Origin of the sequence: Streptomyces sp. NPDC020681 (assembly GCF_044334895.1) — a bacterium.
GTDB lineage: Bacteria > Actinomycetota > Actinomycetes > Streptomycetales > Streptomycetaceae > Streptomyces.
On sequence record NZ_JBIRTX010000048.1, the window covers coordinates 1 to 16,248 of the forward strand.

Consider the following 16,248-nt stretch of genomic DNA (forward strand, 5'->3'; position numbering starts at 1 on the left):
CCCGGCCCACAACCTGACATCAGCAAGGTCCCCACCCATAACCACACCAACGACTGAACTGCCCAACCGTCACGGCAAACACCGTTGCAGTACTAAGAGGTCCTAACAACGTTGGATGTGTCGGTGGGTGATGAGGCTGGCGACGAGGCCGAGGAAGGTTCAAGGATCTCGTCGATGTCCTCGCGTCACTCCCATCGGATGCGGAGGCGGCGGAATCCGTGGAGCCAGGCGATGGTGCGGTCGACGAACCATCGATGAGGCCGAGGCCGGAGCCGTGCGGGGACATCGCGGCGGGCGATCACCGGTTTGATGCCCTGGGCCCGGACGGGGCGTCGGTACTCGTCGTGGTCGTTGCCGCGGTCTCCGAGCGGTGTATCGGGCCGCGTTCGTGGGTGTCCGGCGAGGCCAGGGACCGAGGGAACCTCGTGAGCAGGGGTACCAGCTGAGTGATGTCGTTGCGGTTCGCGCCGGTCAGCGACACCGCGAGCGTGATGCCTTGCCCGTCGACGAGGATGTGGTGCTTGCTGTCAGACCGAGCGCGGTCGACCGGGTTCGCCGAGCGGCCCTGACATGGCTGGAGACGATCACCGCCGGGGACCAGTCCAGTTGCTCGGGTGCCCGCCGCTTCGCCTGCAGGGCCACCTGCAGCGGGCCCACACGCCGGCGTCGTTCCACCCGGCGAGGCGCCGCTAGCAGGTCCCCCGGAGCCGAAGCCGAGCTCCTGGGGCAGGTACACCCACTGGCTGCCGGTGTGCACAACAATCACTTGCGGAGAATAGCGGCCTGATTACGGCTGCGGTCACCGCCCGTTCTGGCTTTCGCAGGGACGTTCTCGCCCTCACTGGCATGACCCCGTCAAACGCCGGTGAGCACGCGTGCGAGCAGTGCGAGCAGTGCGAGCAGGCTTGCTGTACATGCGCGTCCGCCGATCGCGGAGCTGTAGGGTTTCCCGCTCGTAGCGGGGCGACGGTGTCGTACTGGGCGTTGAGCTTGCGAGGTCGTCGGTCCAGCCTCGAGGAACTGTCCAGAGCACCGCCGGGATGGTGGTCCCGGGAACCGGCGAGCATCGCGGCCGAGGAAGGCTCCCTGTGAAGGTGTCTGGCCACGGCGTATGCCTTCTTCACCGGGCTCGGCCCATTGGAGAGAGCGAGCGGGGGCCGCGCGCCGATGAGTTGGTTGGCCTGGCCCGCCCACTGAGCGTGAGCTGGCTCGCGAGGGCGCCCGTCTCGACGGTCAAGCAGCAATGTCGCTCGACTCAACGAAGGTGAGGTGCGGCCTTGCTCCTGGGACTTCGTCCAGGTCCAGCTCTAGGTCCAGGTCCAGGTTGCTGAGTCCCTCGATATTGGCCCACAGCCGTTGCTCAAGGTTCTGGCGGGTCAAAGAACGGGTGGCGAGATAAAGCGGCGCATTCATAGGGTTGTTCATATTGATCGCCCCTTTCTGAGGTATTAGTTGCTCTGTCGGGCCTTGCCTCTCGTCGGGAAATACGGATCCAGCCCTCGAAAGGTTCAGCGCCCGAGTCCGACTCCGCACCTCATCGTGGTGTGTAGGAAAGATTTCCGCCCAATGATCGGTTTCACTCGGGTCGCCGAGCTACTGGCAGGGCAAGAGAGTATTCTGTGGTGCAGTTGGGACGTGCGGTGTCGTTTCGATGGAGTCGATGCGTTACGGATGGGGCCGACAGCAGGTGTGTCGCCGCACTAGGCGGGGAGGCACACGGCGGCACGTTTCAGCTGGCACAGAGTCCGCCCTGACAGTGGAGCGCCGGGATACGGTGCCCGCGTTGCCAATCGGTCTCATCTTCGTCCTCACTCAGACAGGTCACGGAATGCCGCAGCGTCTCTGCGGGCGGTGCAGCCCGGCTTCGTCGTCCTGCATCACTTGGAGGTCCTAACAAGGGCGTTGGACGTGGCGGTGGGTGATGAGGCAGGTGGCGAGGCTGAGGAAGGCCTGGTGGATGTCGTCGCGTCGTTCCCAGCGGATGCGCAGGCGGCAGAAGCCGTGCAGCCAGGAAATGGTTCGCTCGACGACCCAGCGGAAATCGCCGAGGCCAGCGCCATGTGGTTGGCCCCGCTCAGCGATCACCGGGCGGATGCCGTGCTGCCACAACAGGCGGCGGTGTTTCGTGGTCGTAGCCGCGGTCCCCGAGGAGCGCGTCTGGCCGACGTCTGAGCCGGCCGACGACGCCGGCCACGGCAGGGATCTTGTCGAGCAGGGGCAGCAGTTGTGTGATGTCGTTGCGGTTTCCTCCAGTCAGCGACACCGGGCTGGGCCCGCGGCCCGCACGTGCGAGGAGTCGATCACCGCCCGCGACCAGTCCAGCTTCTCCGCCGCCCGCAGCCTCTCCAGCAGCACCACGTGCAGTTCGTCCCACACACCGGCCTCGTTCCACGCAGCCAGGCGCCGCCAGCACATCCTCCCCGAGCCGAAGCCCAACTCCTGGGGCAGATACTCCCACTGAATGCCGGTATGCAGCACGAACAAGATCCCGCAAACGCCTGCCGATCCGGCACACGCGGTCGGCCCGCCACTAGTTTCGGACCCGGCCCGGGCAGCAACGGCTCGATCAGCGACCACAGTTCATCAGACACGACCCACGGACGTAACCTTCTCTTGCCCACGACAGAACCAACGAGCAACCAGACCAACAGTCACATGATCGACAGCCTCTGTTAGGAGTTCGAAGCGATCCCGTCCGGCCCACCAGGCAGATTCCCCATTCGAAGCGTGAAAACGCTGGCACGGGCCGGGCCGCCCGCCCCGCTGCCCCAACCTGCCGCGCCCAAGCGCGCCGACGCAGCACGTGGATCCGGAACTCGCCCGCTCATCCAACGGTTCGCGCGCCACCCCAAACCATCGCGCAGGAGTCGTGCAACACCTTGTTCCGTGGCAGCGGCTTTCCCAGGCGCGGCGGAGGGCTCGGTCAGCGGGCGGGCAAGGCGGCGACCACCAACCACGTCCACCGGCCGGCTACTTCCGGGCTGTTGAGCAGGCGCCGGTCCGCCCGCTGTGAACCACGATCCGCGCCGTTTCCCTACCGATCCAGCGGACAAGCCCCTCTGTACTCACGGCTTTCCGTCGTCCGCCTCGGGCTGGGATCCTGCTTCATCGGAGGCATCGGTACGTGCGGAACCGTGCGGTCCCGAAGAGGCAATCAGCCCTGGTGGAGCGCTGAAGGCCCACCCATACGCCTTGGGGAGAGGTGCCCGCCCCTGCGCCTTCTGTACAGCTGCGGCCGCACTCTCCAGCCCGGAGAGTGCGACATCGTCCAGGGGTGAGTGCCCGGCGGCAAGGCGGCCGTCCACGGTGATCTCAGCGGGAGCAAGTTCACGCAGGAGAATCCGGGGTCGCACTCCGCCAGACACCCGCAGCACTTTGAAGCGGGTGCTGGGCAGAAACAGCACCCGGTCGCGGACCTCCGGATCCATCAAGGCGGTACGACGGGCAGTTCTGGACCAGATCAGGAAATCCGTGTTGCCCGGGAGCCTGGGGCGGGCCGTGGTCAACGCACCGCAGAAGCCCCAATCAGTCACCACCATGCCCTCTCGGTACCACGCCCGTTCCTCCTCGTCGAGTGCCGCCCTGAGTACCGTGGCACCGCGATACGAGGGCAGTCGGTTCAGACCGGAGGCAACGCAGCGGGCGAGCGGCACGTGGGGGCCGTCAATGCCTCGCCGTACCGGGTCGTCGACCGGACCTGCTGCCCCGGTGAGGTAGACCCGGACCGCCACCAAATCGTCCCGTGCCCCCGATGCGCCACCCCCCACACGCAGCCCTGGGGACTCCGACAGGACCCGCGACACCAACCCCGCAGCGGCGTCGTACCGTTCGCCGAGACTTCCCCTCAGCCAAGCACGCTCCTGGTCGATCCCGCTCTCGGGAGGCACGGCGCACACCGCAGGTTCGGGAGTCGGCTGAACCCGCACTCCGTGCCTCTCTAGCACCGGCTCCTCGCCACCGGGGTCAGGGGTGCCGGGAACAGGAATGTCCTCCCCCGGCGTGGGCAGTGAAGGCTGTATCCCGTTGGCGCCCTGGCGGTCGGAATTCGTCCCGCTCACCGTTGGTTCCAGTTGAGGTTCCGGTTGCGTGCCGACGACTTCGCCGTTGACCTCATGGGTGGCGGCAACGGCTGATGCCGATCGGTCCCTGGCCTCGCCGCCCGGCGGCGAGCCCAAGCCGTCGCTGCTTGCCGCGCCGGTGACCGGAATCGAGGCGGCTGTGAGAGCTGTCGGTGGTGAGGTGTCTGGGCTCGGTGCCGCTACTCCCGGTGCCATGGCTGCCCGCGGCGGCGGCTCTGATTCCAGGCCCATGATGGGGCGCGGGGCACTCGCAGAGGGTGTCGCGCGCATTGCCGGAGTGTGGGGGGTGCCCATCGGTTCGATCGTCTCTGCGCGTGGCACCGACGGCCGGCCCTCTCCTTCGTCTGCGTCGTCTGAAATTGCCGCGGAGGTCGACGTTGTCGCGGGTGGATGCGGCACTAGCGGGGCGGCGTTTCCCGCCTCTGGGTCCGGAGCCGCACCGCGATCCATCGCGGCCTGCGCGTTCGCCTCATCGGGACGCCGTGCATGTTCGGCCCAGGGAGCTTCAAGACGCCCGGGAACGCCCGCCTGCCCTGGAGAGGCCGCAGGGGCGACTGCATCCGTCGAATCGGGTCGCCCACTGGTCAGGTCCGGGAAAGAAGAGCGCCAGGTAGCTTCGCGATCCGACGCAGATGGCACTCCGGTAGGCCTGTCGTAGCTGCCCTCCGGCTTGACGCCCCCGCGCGGCGCGGCGCCGGCGGGTAGCACCAGGCTGAGCCGTCGAGCGGCTGGGTCCAAATGCTCCAAGACCTTGTGCGAGAGGGTCCGCATACGTTCGGCAGTTTCAGGCGTTGAATCGTCGAAGACGATCGTGGCATGGCGGGGATCCGCGGGTGCGATGCGAACCAAATCTGCGTCTTCCGGATCCTGCGGCGGGCGCAGATACAGGCCGCTCTGGACAATCTCCAACACGGCGTCCGGCGCGTATCGATAGACCCCCGGACCGACTTCGGAAAGCCCCGGCACCGGGTCCCGGCAGCCCAGAGGTACTGGCGGATAAGGGCCTTCGTCGGCCGATGTCACCGGCGAGTAGGCAAGCTCGCTCGCGAAGGGCCTCCAGCCGAGCGGCCCGTCCTCGCGGAGTGTGTGCACCTCGAGGGTGCCGCCTGCCCGCCCCACCGCGGGAAGACCGCTGTACAGCACGACTTGATGTGCGAGCAGGTCGGCGAGGGCCTGGCCGAGCGCGCCGTCCCCTGACACATCGACTGGACCGTATGGAATGAATCGCACGCGTAGGCGCATGCTGGGGGCGAGACTCTGCCAGAAGACAGAGACAGCCTCCAGCGGTAGTGGGGGAGCACCGGGAGTTCCGAGCACTACGGCGAGCAGCTCGGAGTCCGCGATGACCTTGTCGATCAATTGCTGGCGACGCTCCCCCGATTCCGTGTCGTTGGACCGCAACCACATCCCACCCGGTATCGGTTCGGCTATTCCGTGCACGCCGAAAGGCGTTGCCTCGTCAGGGATCGAGTACTCCCACTGAGGCTTGGGAAAGCGGCGCGAATCCGGCAGGGCAGTCCGACCCGGCTGGTGACGCAACCAGCCGAGACCCTGGCCGGGTGACACGAACAGGGCACCTCCAGCCGCGGGAAGCAGAGTCCCGTCCGGGGCCAGCACCACACAGTCCAGCCGGTCGGCCAACCACTGGGCCATCGTGCGCGCGTCCTCCGAGGAGCCTCGGGCAGGGACAAGGCGGAAGCTCCCTGGCCGCCTGTTCAGCAGCCGGGCTACACGCTCGAGCGCAGTCGGCGTCGGGCGCGGTGGGAGATCGAGCACCACGAGGGTGTGCTGGCGATCGTGCGCCAGTCCCTCGGCAAATGCCTGTGCCTGCCGGTCCAATGCTCGGCGTGGGTGGATGAGCAGGGTGTTTCCACCCCCCCGGGCCGCCGTGCATCGCAGCAGCATACGTCGATGCTCGGGCATCGGTTTCACACCATCAGCCATTCCCGGTGGGGCCGACTTCGAGCGTCGGCATCGACAGAAGGACGACCTCTGGGAGGCCTGTCTGCCCCAGCATCAGCAGCGCGATCCATCAGATCCGTGAGTGGAGCAGCAAAAGAGATGATCATGAGCCTCCAGAAGGAGACGGTCACACACTGGTCACGGCGCGCCGGGCTGGGCAGGAACGCACGCGTTGCGGCATGGCTTCAGTGAGACTGGGCGAACCGTCGCCACGTCACAGAGAGAACCGCCCGAGCAAACCTCGCCATCGGTCGCGAACCCCGAACGAGACCCGGTCGGCTCCTCGCGCTACGAATCAATTTCCTGGGCAAGACTAAGAAGCGCGGTGGCAGCACAACGAGCTCCCCATCGAACGCTGCCCGGAAGGTCACCGAATCTACCTGTTAGTCCCTGCGGCGCCGACATTCCGAGGCTCGCCGTTGTCTTCCGACCACGCTCGGGCAGAGCGGACAGCGGTCGGCAGGCACTCCCGTAAACGGCCTCCATCCCGCGGCACACGGCTGGGCAACGTCGATGGGATCCGCAAGAACTACCTCTCATCCTGCGGCGTAGTCACACGTCCACGTCGCGTCGCCACTGCAGTCACTGCCGAGCTTCGGATTCGAGCTCGTCGGTCGGCGCGACGAGAACACCGTCAGCCTCCTGCTGCCCATCCTCAACGCCGGACGTCTCCGCCACGGACACAGTCGTGAACTCCGCCAGCGACTCGTCTGCCTCGGCGTCCACATCGTCATGGCTCTCGAGCTCGCTCAGCAGGGGCTCGATCTCCACCACCATGCTCACAGGACCACTCGGGTTGACATAGAGCTTGTGCCCGAGCGGGAGTTGGTCGACAACCTCGGCAACCGTGCCTACCTCGAACAACAGCCGCCCGACAGCCTCGATGTGGGTCGGAGCCGTGTATATGGGGAGAACCGGCGTGTGATCGGGTGCTGCTCCACATACGGGGGTGCCGTCGGAATGAACCAGAAACCCAACTTCGGCAGCAGCCAAACTGCGTGTGACGTCTTCCACCGTGCCGTAGCCGGTGCTTGCGAGCTGGACTGCCGCGTCGACCGGGTCGGTGGGCTCGGGCCAACCGATTGCCTGGGGTGACGGCCGGTACTCCTTGTTCTCACGCCACCCCTCGATCTTCCCGGTGCTCCCGGACCGCCACCAGCCAACGGTGGCCCACTCCGGTGGCACTCCGTCCTCCTTCCAGGCTGGATCGATCATGCCGATCCAGTGGTCGGGTGCGTGGCGAGCCGCCTCTTGCATGTCCGCCGGTGGTACGGGCGGCGGCGGCCGGAACACGCCGTAAGGCTGTGCCCACTGGGGTTGCTGATCAGCCTCTGTACCGCCACTCTCCTCGGGGGCGGACGAATCCTCAACGACAGACCCCAACTGGTCTTGCTCGAGCGTCGGATTCGCCCCTGCCGGCCCGGTGCTCTCGACTGTCTGAGTGTTCACCGGCTCTGCGAACGGCACTGGGTTCTCGTTCACGACATCCATCCTCCGTCTTGCCAGCAGGCAATCAAATATTGTGCAGACCGTCCGGCACGACCGAATCCGCCGCGTTCTCAGAGGAGAACCTAATATGCGCTGGCGGCGGCGTCCGTATTCGCCCTCCACGATGCCCTCCTGGCCCTGGCAGGAGGGTACGGGCGGGAAGCCCTCGTCGACTCCAGGATCTGCGCCGGCGGGGAACAATGCCGACCAGAGCACCGAGGAACCCGGTTGTTGATGCCGCAGGTGATCGTCAAAGCGCGACTCGTGACAGACCGTTGGCCACTTCAGCCAATGCCGGCAGGCGCACCCGCAGGTGGTCCGAGCCTCGGCACCGTCAGCCTTCCCCTGTCGGCGATCGGATGGGACGCAAGCGGAAGGCTTCGGCCTGAGCTCCGCGGGCCCAGGGTGCTGAGGTCGGGCGCAGGTGCCAGCGCGCTTCCTTCGATGTAGCGGCACGGACGAGCAGGGCCATGGTGAGCGCTGCCACCTCTTCGGATGTGGCTTGTCCCCGTTTGATCACCAGGGGATCCGGTTTCGGGAAGCTCATGTGACGACCGTCAGGTAGGCGGGTTGCCGTGTTTACGGCGGGGCAATTCGTTGTGTTTGTTCCGCAGCATCGCCAGCGATTTGGCGAGCACTTCACGCGTTTCGGCAGGATCGATGACGTCGTGTACCAGTCCACGCTCAGCAGCGTGGTAAGGGTTCATGATCTCGCTCTTGTACTCCTTGGCCAGACGAGCTCGCACGCTCTCCGGGTCGTCGGCTGAGGCGATCTCCCTGCGGAAGATGACGTTGGCCGCGCCTTCGGCTCCCATGACCGCTATCTCGTTGGTCGGCCAGGCGAGGGCGAGGTCTGCTCCGACGGATTCGGAGTCCATCACGATGTACGCACCGCCGTAAGCCTTGCGTATGACCACCGACACGCGCGGAACCGTGGCGTTGCAGTAGGCATAGAGAAGCTTCGCGCCGTGCCGGATGATGCCCCCGTGTTCCTGGTCCACGCCCGGCAGGAAGCCGGGGACGTCGACGAGGGTGACCAGTGGGATGTTGAAGGCGTCGCAGAGCTGGACGAAGCGGGCGGCCTTCTCCGAGGCCCGCATGTCGAGGACGCCAGCGTGGACGGCTGGCTGGCTGGCGACGACACCGACGACCTCCCCGCCGATTCGCGCCAGCGCGCAGATGATGTTCCTCGCCCACCGTTCTTGGATCTCGAAGTAGTCCCCGTCGTCGACGATCTCCGCGATGACGCCGGTCATGTCGTAGGCGCGATTAGCCTCGGCCGGCACGAGGTCCAGCAGGCACTCGGACCGGCGCTGTGTCGGGTCGGAGGCGGGGACCGAAGGGGGCAGCTCCAGGTTGTTGGAGGGGAGCATGGACAACAGGTAACGGACCTCGTCCAGGCAGGTCTCCTCGTCGTCGTACACGAAGTGCGAGACACCGGAGACCTCGGAGTGCACCGCGGCACCGCCCAGATCCTCGTGCGACACCGCCTCACCGGTCACCGACTGGATAACGTCGGGGCCCGTGATGAACATCTGCGAGGTGTCCCGGACCATGAACACGAAGTCGGTAAGGGCAGGCGAGTAGGCCGCGCCCCCTGCACACGGTCCGAGCATCACGCTGATCTGCGGGATCACACCGGACGCCTTGGCGTTGCGCTGGAAGATGCCGCCGTACCCCGCCAGCGCGGAGACACCCTCGTGGATACGCGCCCCGGCGCCGTCGTTCAGGCTGACCAGCGGAGCCCCGGCCTGCATCGCCATGTCCATGATCTTATGGATTTTGGCGGCGTGGGCCTCGCCCAGGCTGCCACCGAAGATCCTGAAGTCGTGCGCGTAGACAAACACCGTTCGGCCGTACACGGTCCCCCAACCCGTGATGACCCCGTCGGTGTAGGGTCGCCGATTCTCCAGCCCGAAGCCCTGGGCGCGGTGCCGGCGCAGAGGCTCGATCTCGCAGAACGATTTCTCGTCGAGCAGCAGCTCGATACGTTCGCGCGCTGTCAGCTTGCCCTTGGCTTGCTGCGCCCGCGTTGCCTGTTCGCTGGGACCTCGCATGGCCGCAGCTCGGATCGCGTGTAGTTCGGCAGTGCGCCCACGCAGTCCCGGAGGGATGCTCGGCACGGATGGCTTTGGCACTGCCCCCATCCCGAGCAGTGCGGAGGGCACCCGACGGTTGGCGGCATCGGACAGAACTGTCATCTCGCACACTCCCAGCCCGCCTCAAGGCAATACGGTGGGACGCGCACCGTCAGCTGGGCGGCGATTATGCGGCCAGACCCTCCCGGCCGTAAACCACAATGGACGTCTCGAGTGCGGCGTGTGAGCGCAACACTTCCTCGTCCGAGCCAATCGGACCATGCTGGCGCGCCGGTCTGCGAGCCTTCCCACGTGAATGTGTACAGAGGGCCACACCGCCTGCCCCTTCGTTCCGCCGCGGACCCGCGGTGACAGCACAGGGACGGCCGTGCCGCCAACGGCATGGCACGGTCCGGAGACAGCCCTGATACGTGCTCCTCAGCGCTCGGGCATGGCAATTGCAGCGCAGTCGTTGTTTCTGACCACCGTGAGTGGCGCGCGCATGCTCATTTTGAGCGGCACACTCCACCACTCGCCCACCTGCCCCTTTACCCACTCCGGCTGGAGCCGAAGGGCAACCCGTGCGCCCACGCATGGCCAGCTCGTGTTTCGCGCACGACCCTGGGCCCATGTCCGTTTCCGTTTCCGTTTCCCCCACCACTGACCTGCGTGCGAGTCTCCAGTCGTTGATCGCGGCAGGCATGCGTCCTCTCGCAGGGGCCCGGCGCACGCCGGCCGATCGAATAACGATGAGTTGACGTTCACATCGGCACGGTTTGCACATTCGCCGCCCACCACTGCCCGCCACCACACGACCGCCCCCAAGCGACGGATGACGCAGCGATTCGATCGGCGGGGCCGTACATCGACAACTTCTGCCACCACGGGTCGTGAGGTTGCCCCGCCACGGGGCCATTCACCGCGAGCGCCGCGGCGCAATGCGCAGCCGGCACGTGGCACCTACGACGACACCCTGAGGAGCTACTGATGGAAAAGGCCAACGAGCAGAGCCTCGCAGCGGACGCCGCGTGGATGGCGGACTTGGCCCTTCGGTGGCGCACGGCGTGGAACTCACATGACGCCGGCAAGGTTCTGGATCTGATGACCGATGACATCACGGTGAGGGACGATGTGTGGCCCGTTCCCATGCACGGGCACGTCGAGGTGCGGACGTGGATCGAACAGCTGTGGACAGCATTTCCCAACCTTGAGTTCGAAGTGCTCGGCGCCTACGCCCGCATCGACTCATCGGGGGGTGCGCTGCACTGGCGGGCTCGCGGGACGAACAGTGGGCCGTACGAACCGCTGGGGCTGATCGCAACAGGACTGAGCATCGATCTGGACGGAGCAGACTTCCACCTGTATCGAGATGGCCTGATTTCCTACAACCGAGCCACGTTCAACGGGGCTTCGTTGCTGGGTCAACTCGGTCTTCTCGACTGACATCACCAAGCGGCTCCGCGGCCCTAGAAGGCCTCCCGGACGGTGCCATGGCACAGACGCCTCAACGGATTCGCCCACCGTGCGTGGCGTCTTAGCCGCAAGCACACAGTTGAGGTGTCCGCTCAGCCTCTTGCGATCCGCGGCAGTACCGGAGCCCGGCTGCATGCCCGCTTCGACGTCCAGCCAGCCAACACGGCACCCGGCCAGTGACCGTGACCGGAGCCGTACCTGGCTACCGCGCTCACTGGTTCGTGCAGGACCTCCAGGTTGGGCAGGGACACTGGTGCGGTGCACTGGCCTATCCGTCGGACGACGTGTCCATCGGGTAAGCCCAGTCCGAGTGCCCTGCGCTCGGAGGCGTTGACCCATCATGCGTTGTGAAGAGAGGGTATGCCCGCCTCCTGCAGCAGCTCAGGCTGAGGCCGCATCGCAGGCGGACGTGGGCTCCGGCGCGTGAGGTGTTTCCGGCGTTGGAGCGGCCCCTGAGTCTCACCAACAGAGGCTGGTCCCCCTGACCGGGAAACAGACGCGCCTCCGCAATCAGCTGGAGCGGTGCCAAGCGCATCGAGGCCTGGCTGAAGCGCGACGGCAGCAATTTCCCTTGCCGAGGAGATCGCCGAGCCCAAGGCGCATCCAGTGCTGTGTCTGTTCGACACCGATGTGGTCTCGACTGCATCCTGTGCGCTGCCGGTTCCAACCAGAGGCCCGCGAAGCCGAGTTTCGGGGCCGTCAGGTGGACCGGATTTAGGAGAGGTCGATCGGCCCGTTGGACGCCCAGGCGATGAACTCGCAGTTCTGGGTGAGGCGTCCCTTCTCGGACGAGGCCATTCGATTCAGCAATGCCTGATCGACCTCAATGTGAACGCCGAGCAGCCGTCCATCGCGAAGGCCGACTTTCTGTTCACAGACGGTAATTCCCTCCCGGATCAGTCGGCATCATGCCTTGTGCGGCGTCGATCTTTGTGATTCTCGGAGAGTTAACCAGGCGGGTCGTGCCCTGCACTTGCCGCACCTCGAACAGAGGGCCATCCGTACCTCGAACTCTATCCAAAAGTGCAGTCGAACCCCCTGTACTGTCCCATCGAGGTAGCCGACTTGCGCGAGGCGCGAGGAGCGAGAAAGCCGGAATCAATGCCGGACCAACTTCCCTTGCCGGTGCGGTCTGTGACCTCCTGACCAGCAGGGACTCCAATGTCGAAACGGACGAATGCGGTCACGTTTCCGGTCTAGTGCCCCGTAGAGACTGAGTGATGAGCGCGAGTGTCTTTCTGCCGCACATATTAGGGAGGAGTTGCGCCTTGAATGCGGAGGAGCGCCGCAGCGGGATGCTCAAGCGGCCCGAGGTGCGCCTGACTAGGTCCGCTCGGTGTATCCACAACCGCGCAGTCGACCAGCCCTGAAAAAGTCAGGCAGGATCGGAGCCCCCGGCGTGCAGCCGACCGAGTCGAACAACCAGCCGCAGGAAGACCAAGAGACCGCACCGTCGCTAGTGCGACTCCGCGATGAGAGCACCGCCTTGGTGCAGGGCCTTATCCGTAACCGGTGCGTCAACGACGGGCGCCCCGACTCCGGCGGCGAGACGAAGAGCGCCCGGTTACTGGCAGAGTACCTCGAAGGGGCGGGCCTCCACCTGGAGATCGTCGAACCGCATCCGGGACGCGGCTCGCTCATCGCGACCCTTCCCGGCACAGAAGGGCCGGGCGGTGGCCTAGTGCTCATGGGCCACACCGACGTGGTGGAGGCCCAGCAGGACAACTGGGCGGTCCCACCCTTCGATGGCGCGCTGATCGACGGGGTGATCTGGGGACGCGGAGCCGTCGACATGCTCGGCATGACGGCGACCATGGCTGTGTCCCTGCGCCACCTCGCCGCTAGTGGCTTCCGACCCCGGCACGATGTGACGGTGCTCGCTGTGGCGGACGAGGAGGCAGGTGGGCGATGGGGGGCGGGCTGGCTGGCCCGCAACCGCCCCGAGCTGTTCAGGGAAAGGAGCGTGGTCACCGAAACGGGCGGCTTCCCCCTGCACACATCACGGGGCGTAAGACTCGAGTGTGCCATCGGCGAGAAGGGCACGCTCGGCTGCACAGTGATCATCGAAGGTACGCCCAGTCACGGAGCGCTCCCCTATCGCACCGATAACCCGCTGCTGAAACTCCCCGAAGTCCTGCGCCGCCTATCCCGCTACCAACCCGCACCGCGCCTGGACGACCTGTGGCTCGACTACCTGGCCGGCATGGCCCTGCCGGATCGTTGGCAGCCGGGGCTGGCGGATCCCGACACCTTCGACCGGACCCTGAAGGAGCTTCCGGTCGGCCTCGCTCGGCACTTCCACGCCATCACCCGAACCACCATCACCCCGACGATCGTGCGCGCAGGGAAGAAGAAGAACGTCATCCCCGGACATGCCGAAGTCCATCTCGACATCCGGGTCTTCCCAGGGGAGACACGGGACGAGGTCGAGGGAGCCATCAGGTCCCTGCTGAACGGGCTAGATGATGTGCGGCTGGAGACGTTCGGATGGCGCGCCGGCTCGCTGTCCTCCCGGAAGACGGAGCTGTGGTCGGCGATTGAGGCAGTCGTCGACGATCTGGTTCCGGGAGCGGAGATGGTGGCTGACGTGAGCTCTGCGACGACCGACGGGCGGCACGTCCGCCCGCTGGGAGTGCCCTGCTACGGATTCGGCCTGTTCAGCGAGCGCATCCCCGCTGAGGAGTATTTCGCGATGTTCCACAGTGTGGACGAGCGCATCGACCAGGAGTCGCTGCTGCTGCTTTGCCGGTTGTGGTTCTGCCTGGCGCAGCACCTGCCTGGTCCGGCGGCAGGCGGACTCACCCCTTCACACTGAGGAACTGACGATGCGGACGCTGCTCATCGACAACTACGACTCCTTCACCCACATCCTGGCGCATCTCATCGCTGGCGCCACGGGTACGGCACCTGTCGTGGTAAGCAATGACGAGCCGGACTGGTCGCCGGACATCCTTGACCGTTTCGACAGCGTCGTCATCTCCCCCGGCCCCGGACATCCCCGTCGCCTGGCCGACTTCGGCGTCTGCGCCGAGACCATCGCCCACAGCCGGCTGCCGCTTCTCGGAGTCTGTCTCGGCTTTCAGGGCATCTGCGAGGTGTTCGGCGGACGGGTCGGCCGGGCACCCGAGACCCGCCATGGACGCACCAGCGAGATTCGCCACAGCGGAACGGACCTGTTCGCGGGTGTGCCATCGCCGTTCCACGCCGTCCGCTACCACTCGCTTGCCGTGCAGGAGGTCCCGGCGGAGCTGGAAGTCACCGCATGGGCCGAGGACGATGTCGTCATGGCGGTCCGGCACCGGCAGCGGCCGATCTGGGGGGTGCAGTTCCACCCCGAGTCAATCTGCACCGAGCACGGGCAGCGGATCATGGAGAACTTTGTCGATCTGACGCAGAACTGGCATACAGACCCCCGCCGTCCTGGGCGCCTACAGGACGAGGCAGGAGACCAGCACGGAAACCGGCGCCGGCGCAGCCCTCACGGGGACGACTGTTCGGCCCTTCCCGCCTTGCCCCATCCACCCAGCAGTCCCGCCGCCCGCCCCAGGGCAGCAGGACAGCAGGGAACGACAGGACCGATACAGGCGCGGACCGTACTTCTGCACGCCCGGCCCGGGCCGGCCTCGTTGCATCTGCTGCACCGTGAACTGCCGTTCCAGCCACCGGCCGAGGCGGTCTTCGACGCGCTGTACAGCAGCGCTTCGCGGTCGTTCTGGCTCGACAGCAGCCAGAGCGGAGGCCCGCGCGGCCGCATATCCGTCATGGGCGACGCGACAGGCCCGCTGGCGCGGACCGCGACGTTCGACGCCTGGTCGGAGACGGTCACCGTGCGGTCCGCTCAGGGGGAGGAAACGGTGCCGGGACCCTTCTTCGACTGGCTCGATGCCGACCTGCGCAACCACCGTGTCGAAATCCCCGACCTGCCCTTCGACTTCACTCTCGGCTGGGTCGGCTATCTGGGATACGAGCTCAAGGCCGAGTGCGGCGGCGACCGGGTGCACAAGTCCCCGTTTCCCGACGCCGGAATCATCTTCGCCGACAGAGCTGTCGTCTTCGACCACGCCCGTGGTGTGATCCACCTCCTCGCCCTCGGCCGCAGCCCCGACGACCACAGAGCACACGCGTGGTTCAGCCGCACCCGACAGCGCATCAGACGCCTGGCCGACGACCCGGACAGCACGGTGCACGTGCCACGCCCCACCGCAGCCCAGGCGTGGGCCCCACGCCTTCGCCATGACCGCCACCGCTACCTGAAGCTCATCGAGAGCACTCAGCGCGATATCGCGGCTGGAGAGAGCTACGAGGTGTGCCTGACCAACATGCTCAGCGTTCCGGGGCGACTGGATCCCTGGCCCGCCTATCTGTCACTTCGACGGGCCAATCCGGTTCCATTCGCCGCCTTCCTGCGCCTGAACGAGCTGGCGGTCCTCAGTAGCTCCCCTGAGCGGTTCCTGAAGATCTCCCGCGACGGAACGGCGATGTCCAGTCCCATCAAGGGCACCCGTCCCCGCTCCTCTGATCCCCGAGAAGACGAGCTCCTGCGGAGGGATCTGGAAAGCAGCACCAAGGACCGAGCCGAGAACCTGATGATCGTCGATTTGGTCCGCAGCGACCTCGCCAGCTGCTCGGTGCAGGGTTCGGTCGACGTGCCCAGCCTGTTCTCTGTAGAGAGCTACACCACGGTCCACCAGATGGTGAGCACTGTGCGGTCCCAGCTCGCTCCCGGCGTCAGTGCTGTGCGGTGCGTGCAATCCGCCTTTCCCGGAGGCTCCATGACCGGCGCTCCCAAAATTCGCACCATGCAGATCATCGACCGCCTCGAAGCCGGCCCCCGCGGGGTGTACTCCGGCGCGCTCGGCTACTTCTCGCTCTCCGGGGCCGCTGATCTCAGCATCGTCATCAGGACAGCGGTCTGCCTCCCCGAGCGGACGGAATTCGGTGTCGGCGGAGCGATTCTCGCGTTGTCCGACCCCTCGGCCGAGTACGAGGAGACGGCTGTCAAGGCAGCGCCGTTGCTCCGGCTCCTGCGCCAGTCCTTCCCCGGCAGGCATCCCCAGCGCCAAACGCCTGCCGCACTAGGCCGTGTATCGAAAGTGGATCTTGGGCTGTGAATGATCACGATTCATGGGTCGGGGAGATCTCACGGACGAGCAGTGGGCAGTGCTGGA

Annotated in this window: 9 protein-coding genes and 1 pseudogene; 3 read left to right on the plus strand and 7 right to left on the minus strand. The window is 66.2% G+C overall.

All coding sequences use genetic code 11. The features are described 5' to 3' along the window. Nucleotides 1-298: 298 nt before the first annotated feature. From ACH4YL_RS39955 to ACH4YL_RS39985, 7 genes and pseudogenes are all read right to left on the minus strand, one after another. Nucleotides 299-766 (minus strand): transposase, encoded by a 468-nt coding sequence (locus tag ACH4YL_RS39955; protein ID WP_398512445.1) that lies wholly within the window; start codon nucleotides 764-766, stop codon nucleotides 299-301. Between the two features lie 467 nt (nucleotides 767-1,233). Beyond that, nucleotides 1,234-1,425, minus strand: a complete 192-nt coding sequence (locus tag ACH4YL_RS39960; RefSeq protein ID WP_398512446.1) for a hypothetical protein — start codon at nucleotides 1,423-1,425, stop codon at nucleotides 1,234-1,236. Between the two features lie 465 nt (nucleotides 1,426-1,890). Then, a pseudogene (locus tag ACH4YL_RS39965) lies at nucleotides 1,891-2,621 on the minus strand (transposase). 444 nt (nucleotides 2,622-3,065) lie between these two features. Beyond that, entirely contained in the window at nucleotides 3,066-5,732 is a 2,667-nt protein-coding gene (locus ACH4YL_RS39970) for a hypothetical protein (protein WP_398512447.1), read from the minus strand. An 891-nt stretch (nucleotides 5,733-6,623) separates the two neighbouring features. Continuing rightward, nucleotides 6,624-7,523 (minus strand): type VII secretion system-associated protein, encoded by a 900-nt coding sequence (locus ACH4YL_RS39975; RefSeq protein ID WP_398512448.1) that lies wholly within the window; start codon nucleotides 7,521-7,523, stop codon nucleotides 6,624-6,626. A gap of 340 nt (nucleotides 7,524-7,863) precedes the next feature. Next, nucleotides 7,864-8,076 carry an acyl-CoA carboxylase epsilon subunit gene (locus tag ACH4YL_RS39980; protein ID WP_398512449.1) on the minus strand — a complete coding sequence of 71 codons (213 nt, stop codon included), beginning with the start codon at nucleotides 8,074-8,076 and terminating at the stop codon, nucleotides 7,864-7,866. A 10-nt stretch (nucleotides 8,077-8,086) separates the two neighbouring features. Next, on the minus strand, nucleotides 8,087-9,676 hold the full coding sequence (locus tag ACH4YL_RS39985) for an acyl-CoA carboxylase subunit beta (protein WP_398512452.1): 1,590 nt from the start codon (nucleotides 9,674-9,676) through the stop codon (nucleotides 8,087-8,089). 918 nt (nucleotides 9,677-10,594) lie between these two features. Between ACH4YL_RS39985 and ACH4YL_RS39990 the strand changes: the two genes are divergently transcribed. The 3 genes from ACH4YL_RS39990 (at nucleotide 10,595) to pabB (ending at nucleotide 16,191) form a co-directional block, all read left to right on the plus strand. Further along, the gene (locus ACH4YL_RS39990) at nucleotides 10,595-11,050 is read left to right on the plus strand and encodes an ester cyclase (protein WP_398512450.1); all 456 of its coding nucleotides are present in this window, start codon (nucleotides 10,595-10,597) and stop codon (nucleotides 11,048-11,050) included. Nucleotides 11,051-12,569: 1,519 nt separating this feature from the next. Continuing rightward, the gene (locus tag ACH4YL_RS39995; protein ID WP_398512453.1) at nucleotides 12,570-13,895 is read left to right on the plus strand and encodes a M20/M25/M40 family metallo-hydrolase; all 1,326 of its coding nucleotides are present in this window, start codon (nucleotides 12,570-12,572) and stop codon (nucleotides 13,893-13,895) included. 10 nt (nucleotides 13,896-13,905) lie between these two features. After that, nucleotides 13,906-16,191 carry an aminodeoxychorismate synthase component I gene (pabB, locus tag ACH4YL_RS40000; RefSeq protein WP_398512451.1) on the plus strand — a complete coding sequence of 762 codons (2,286 nt, stop codon included), beginning with the start codon at nucleotides 13,906-13,908 and terminating at the stop codon, nucleotides 16,189-16,191. The last annotated feature ends 57 nt before the right edge of the window (nucleotides 16,192-16,248 follow it).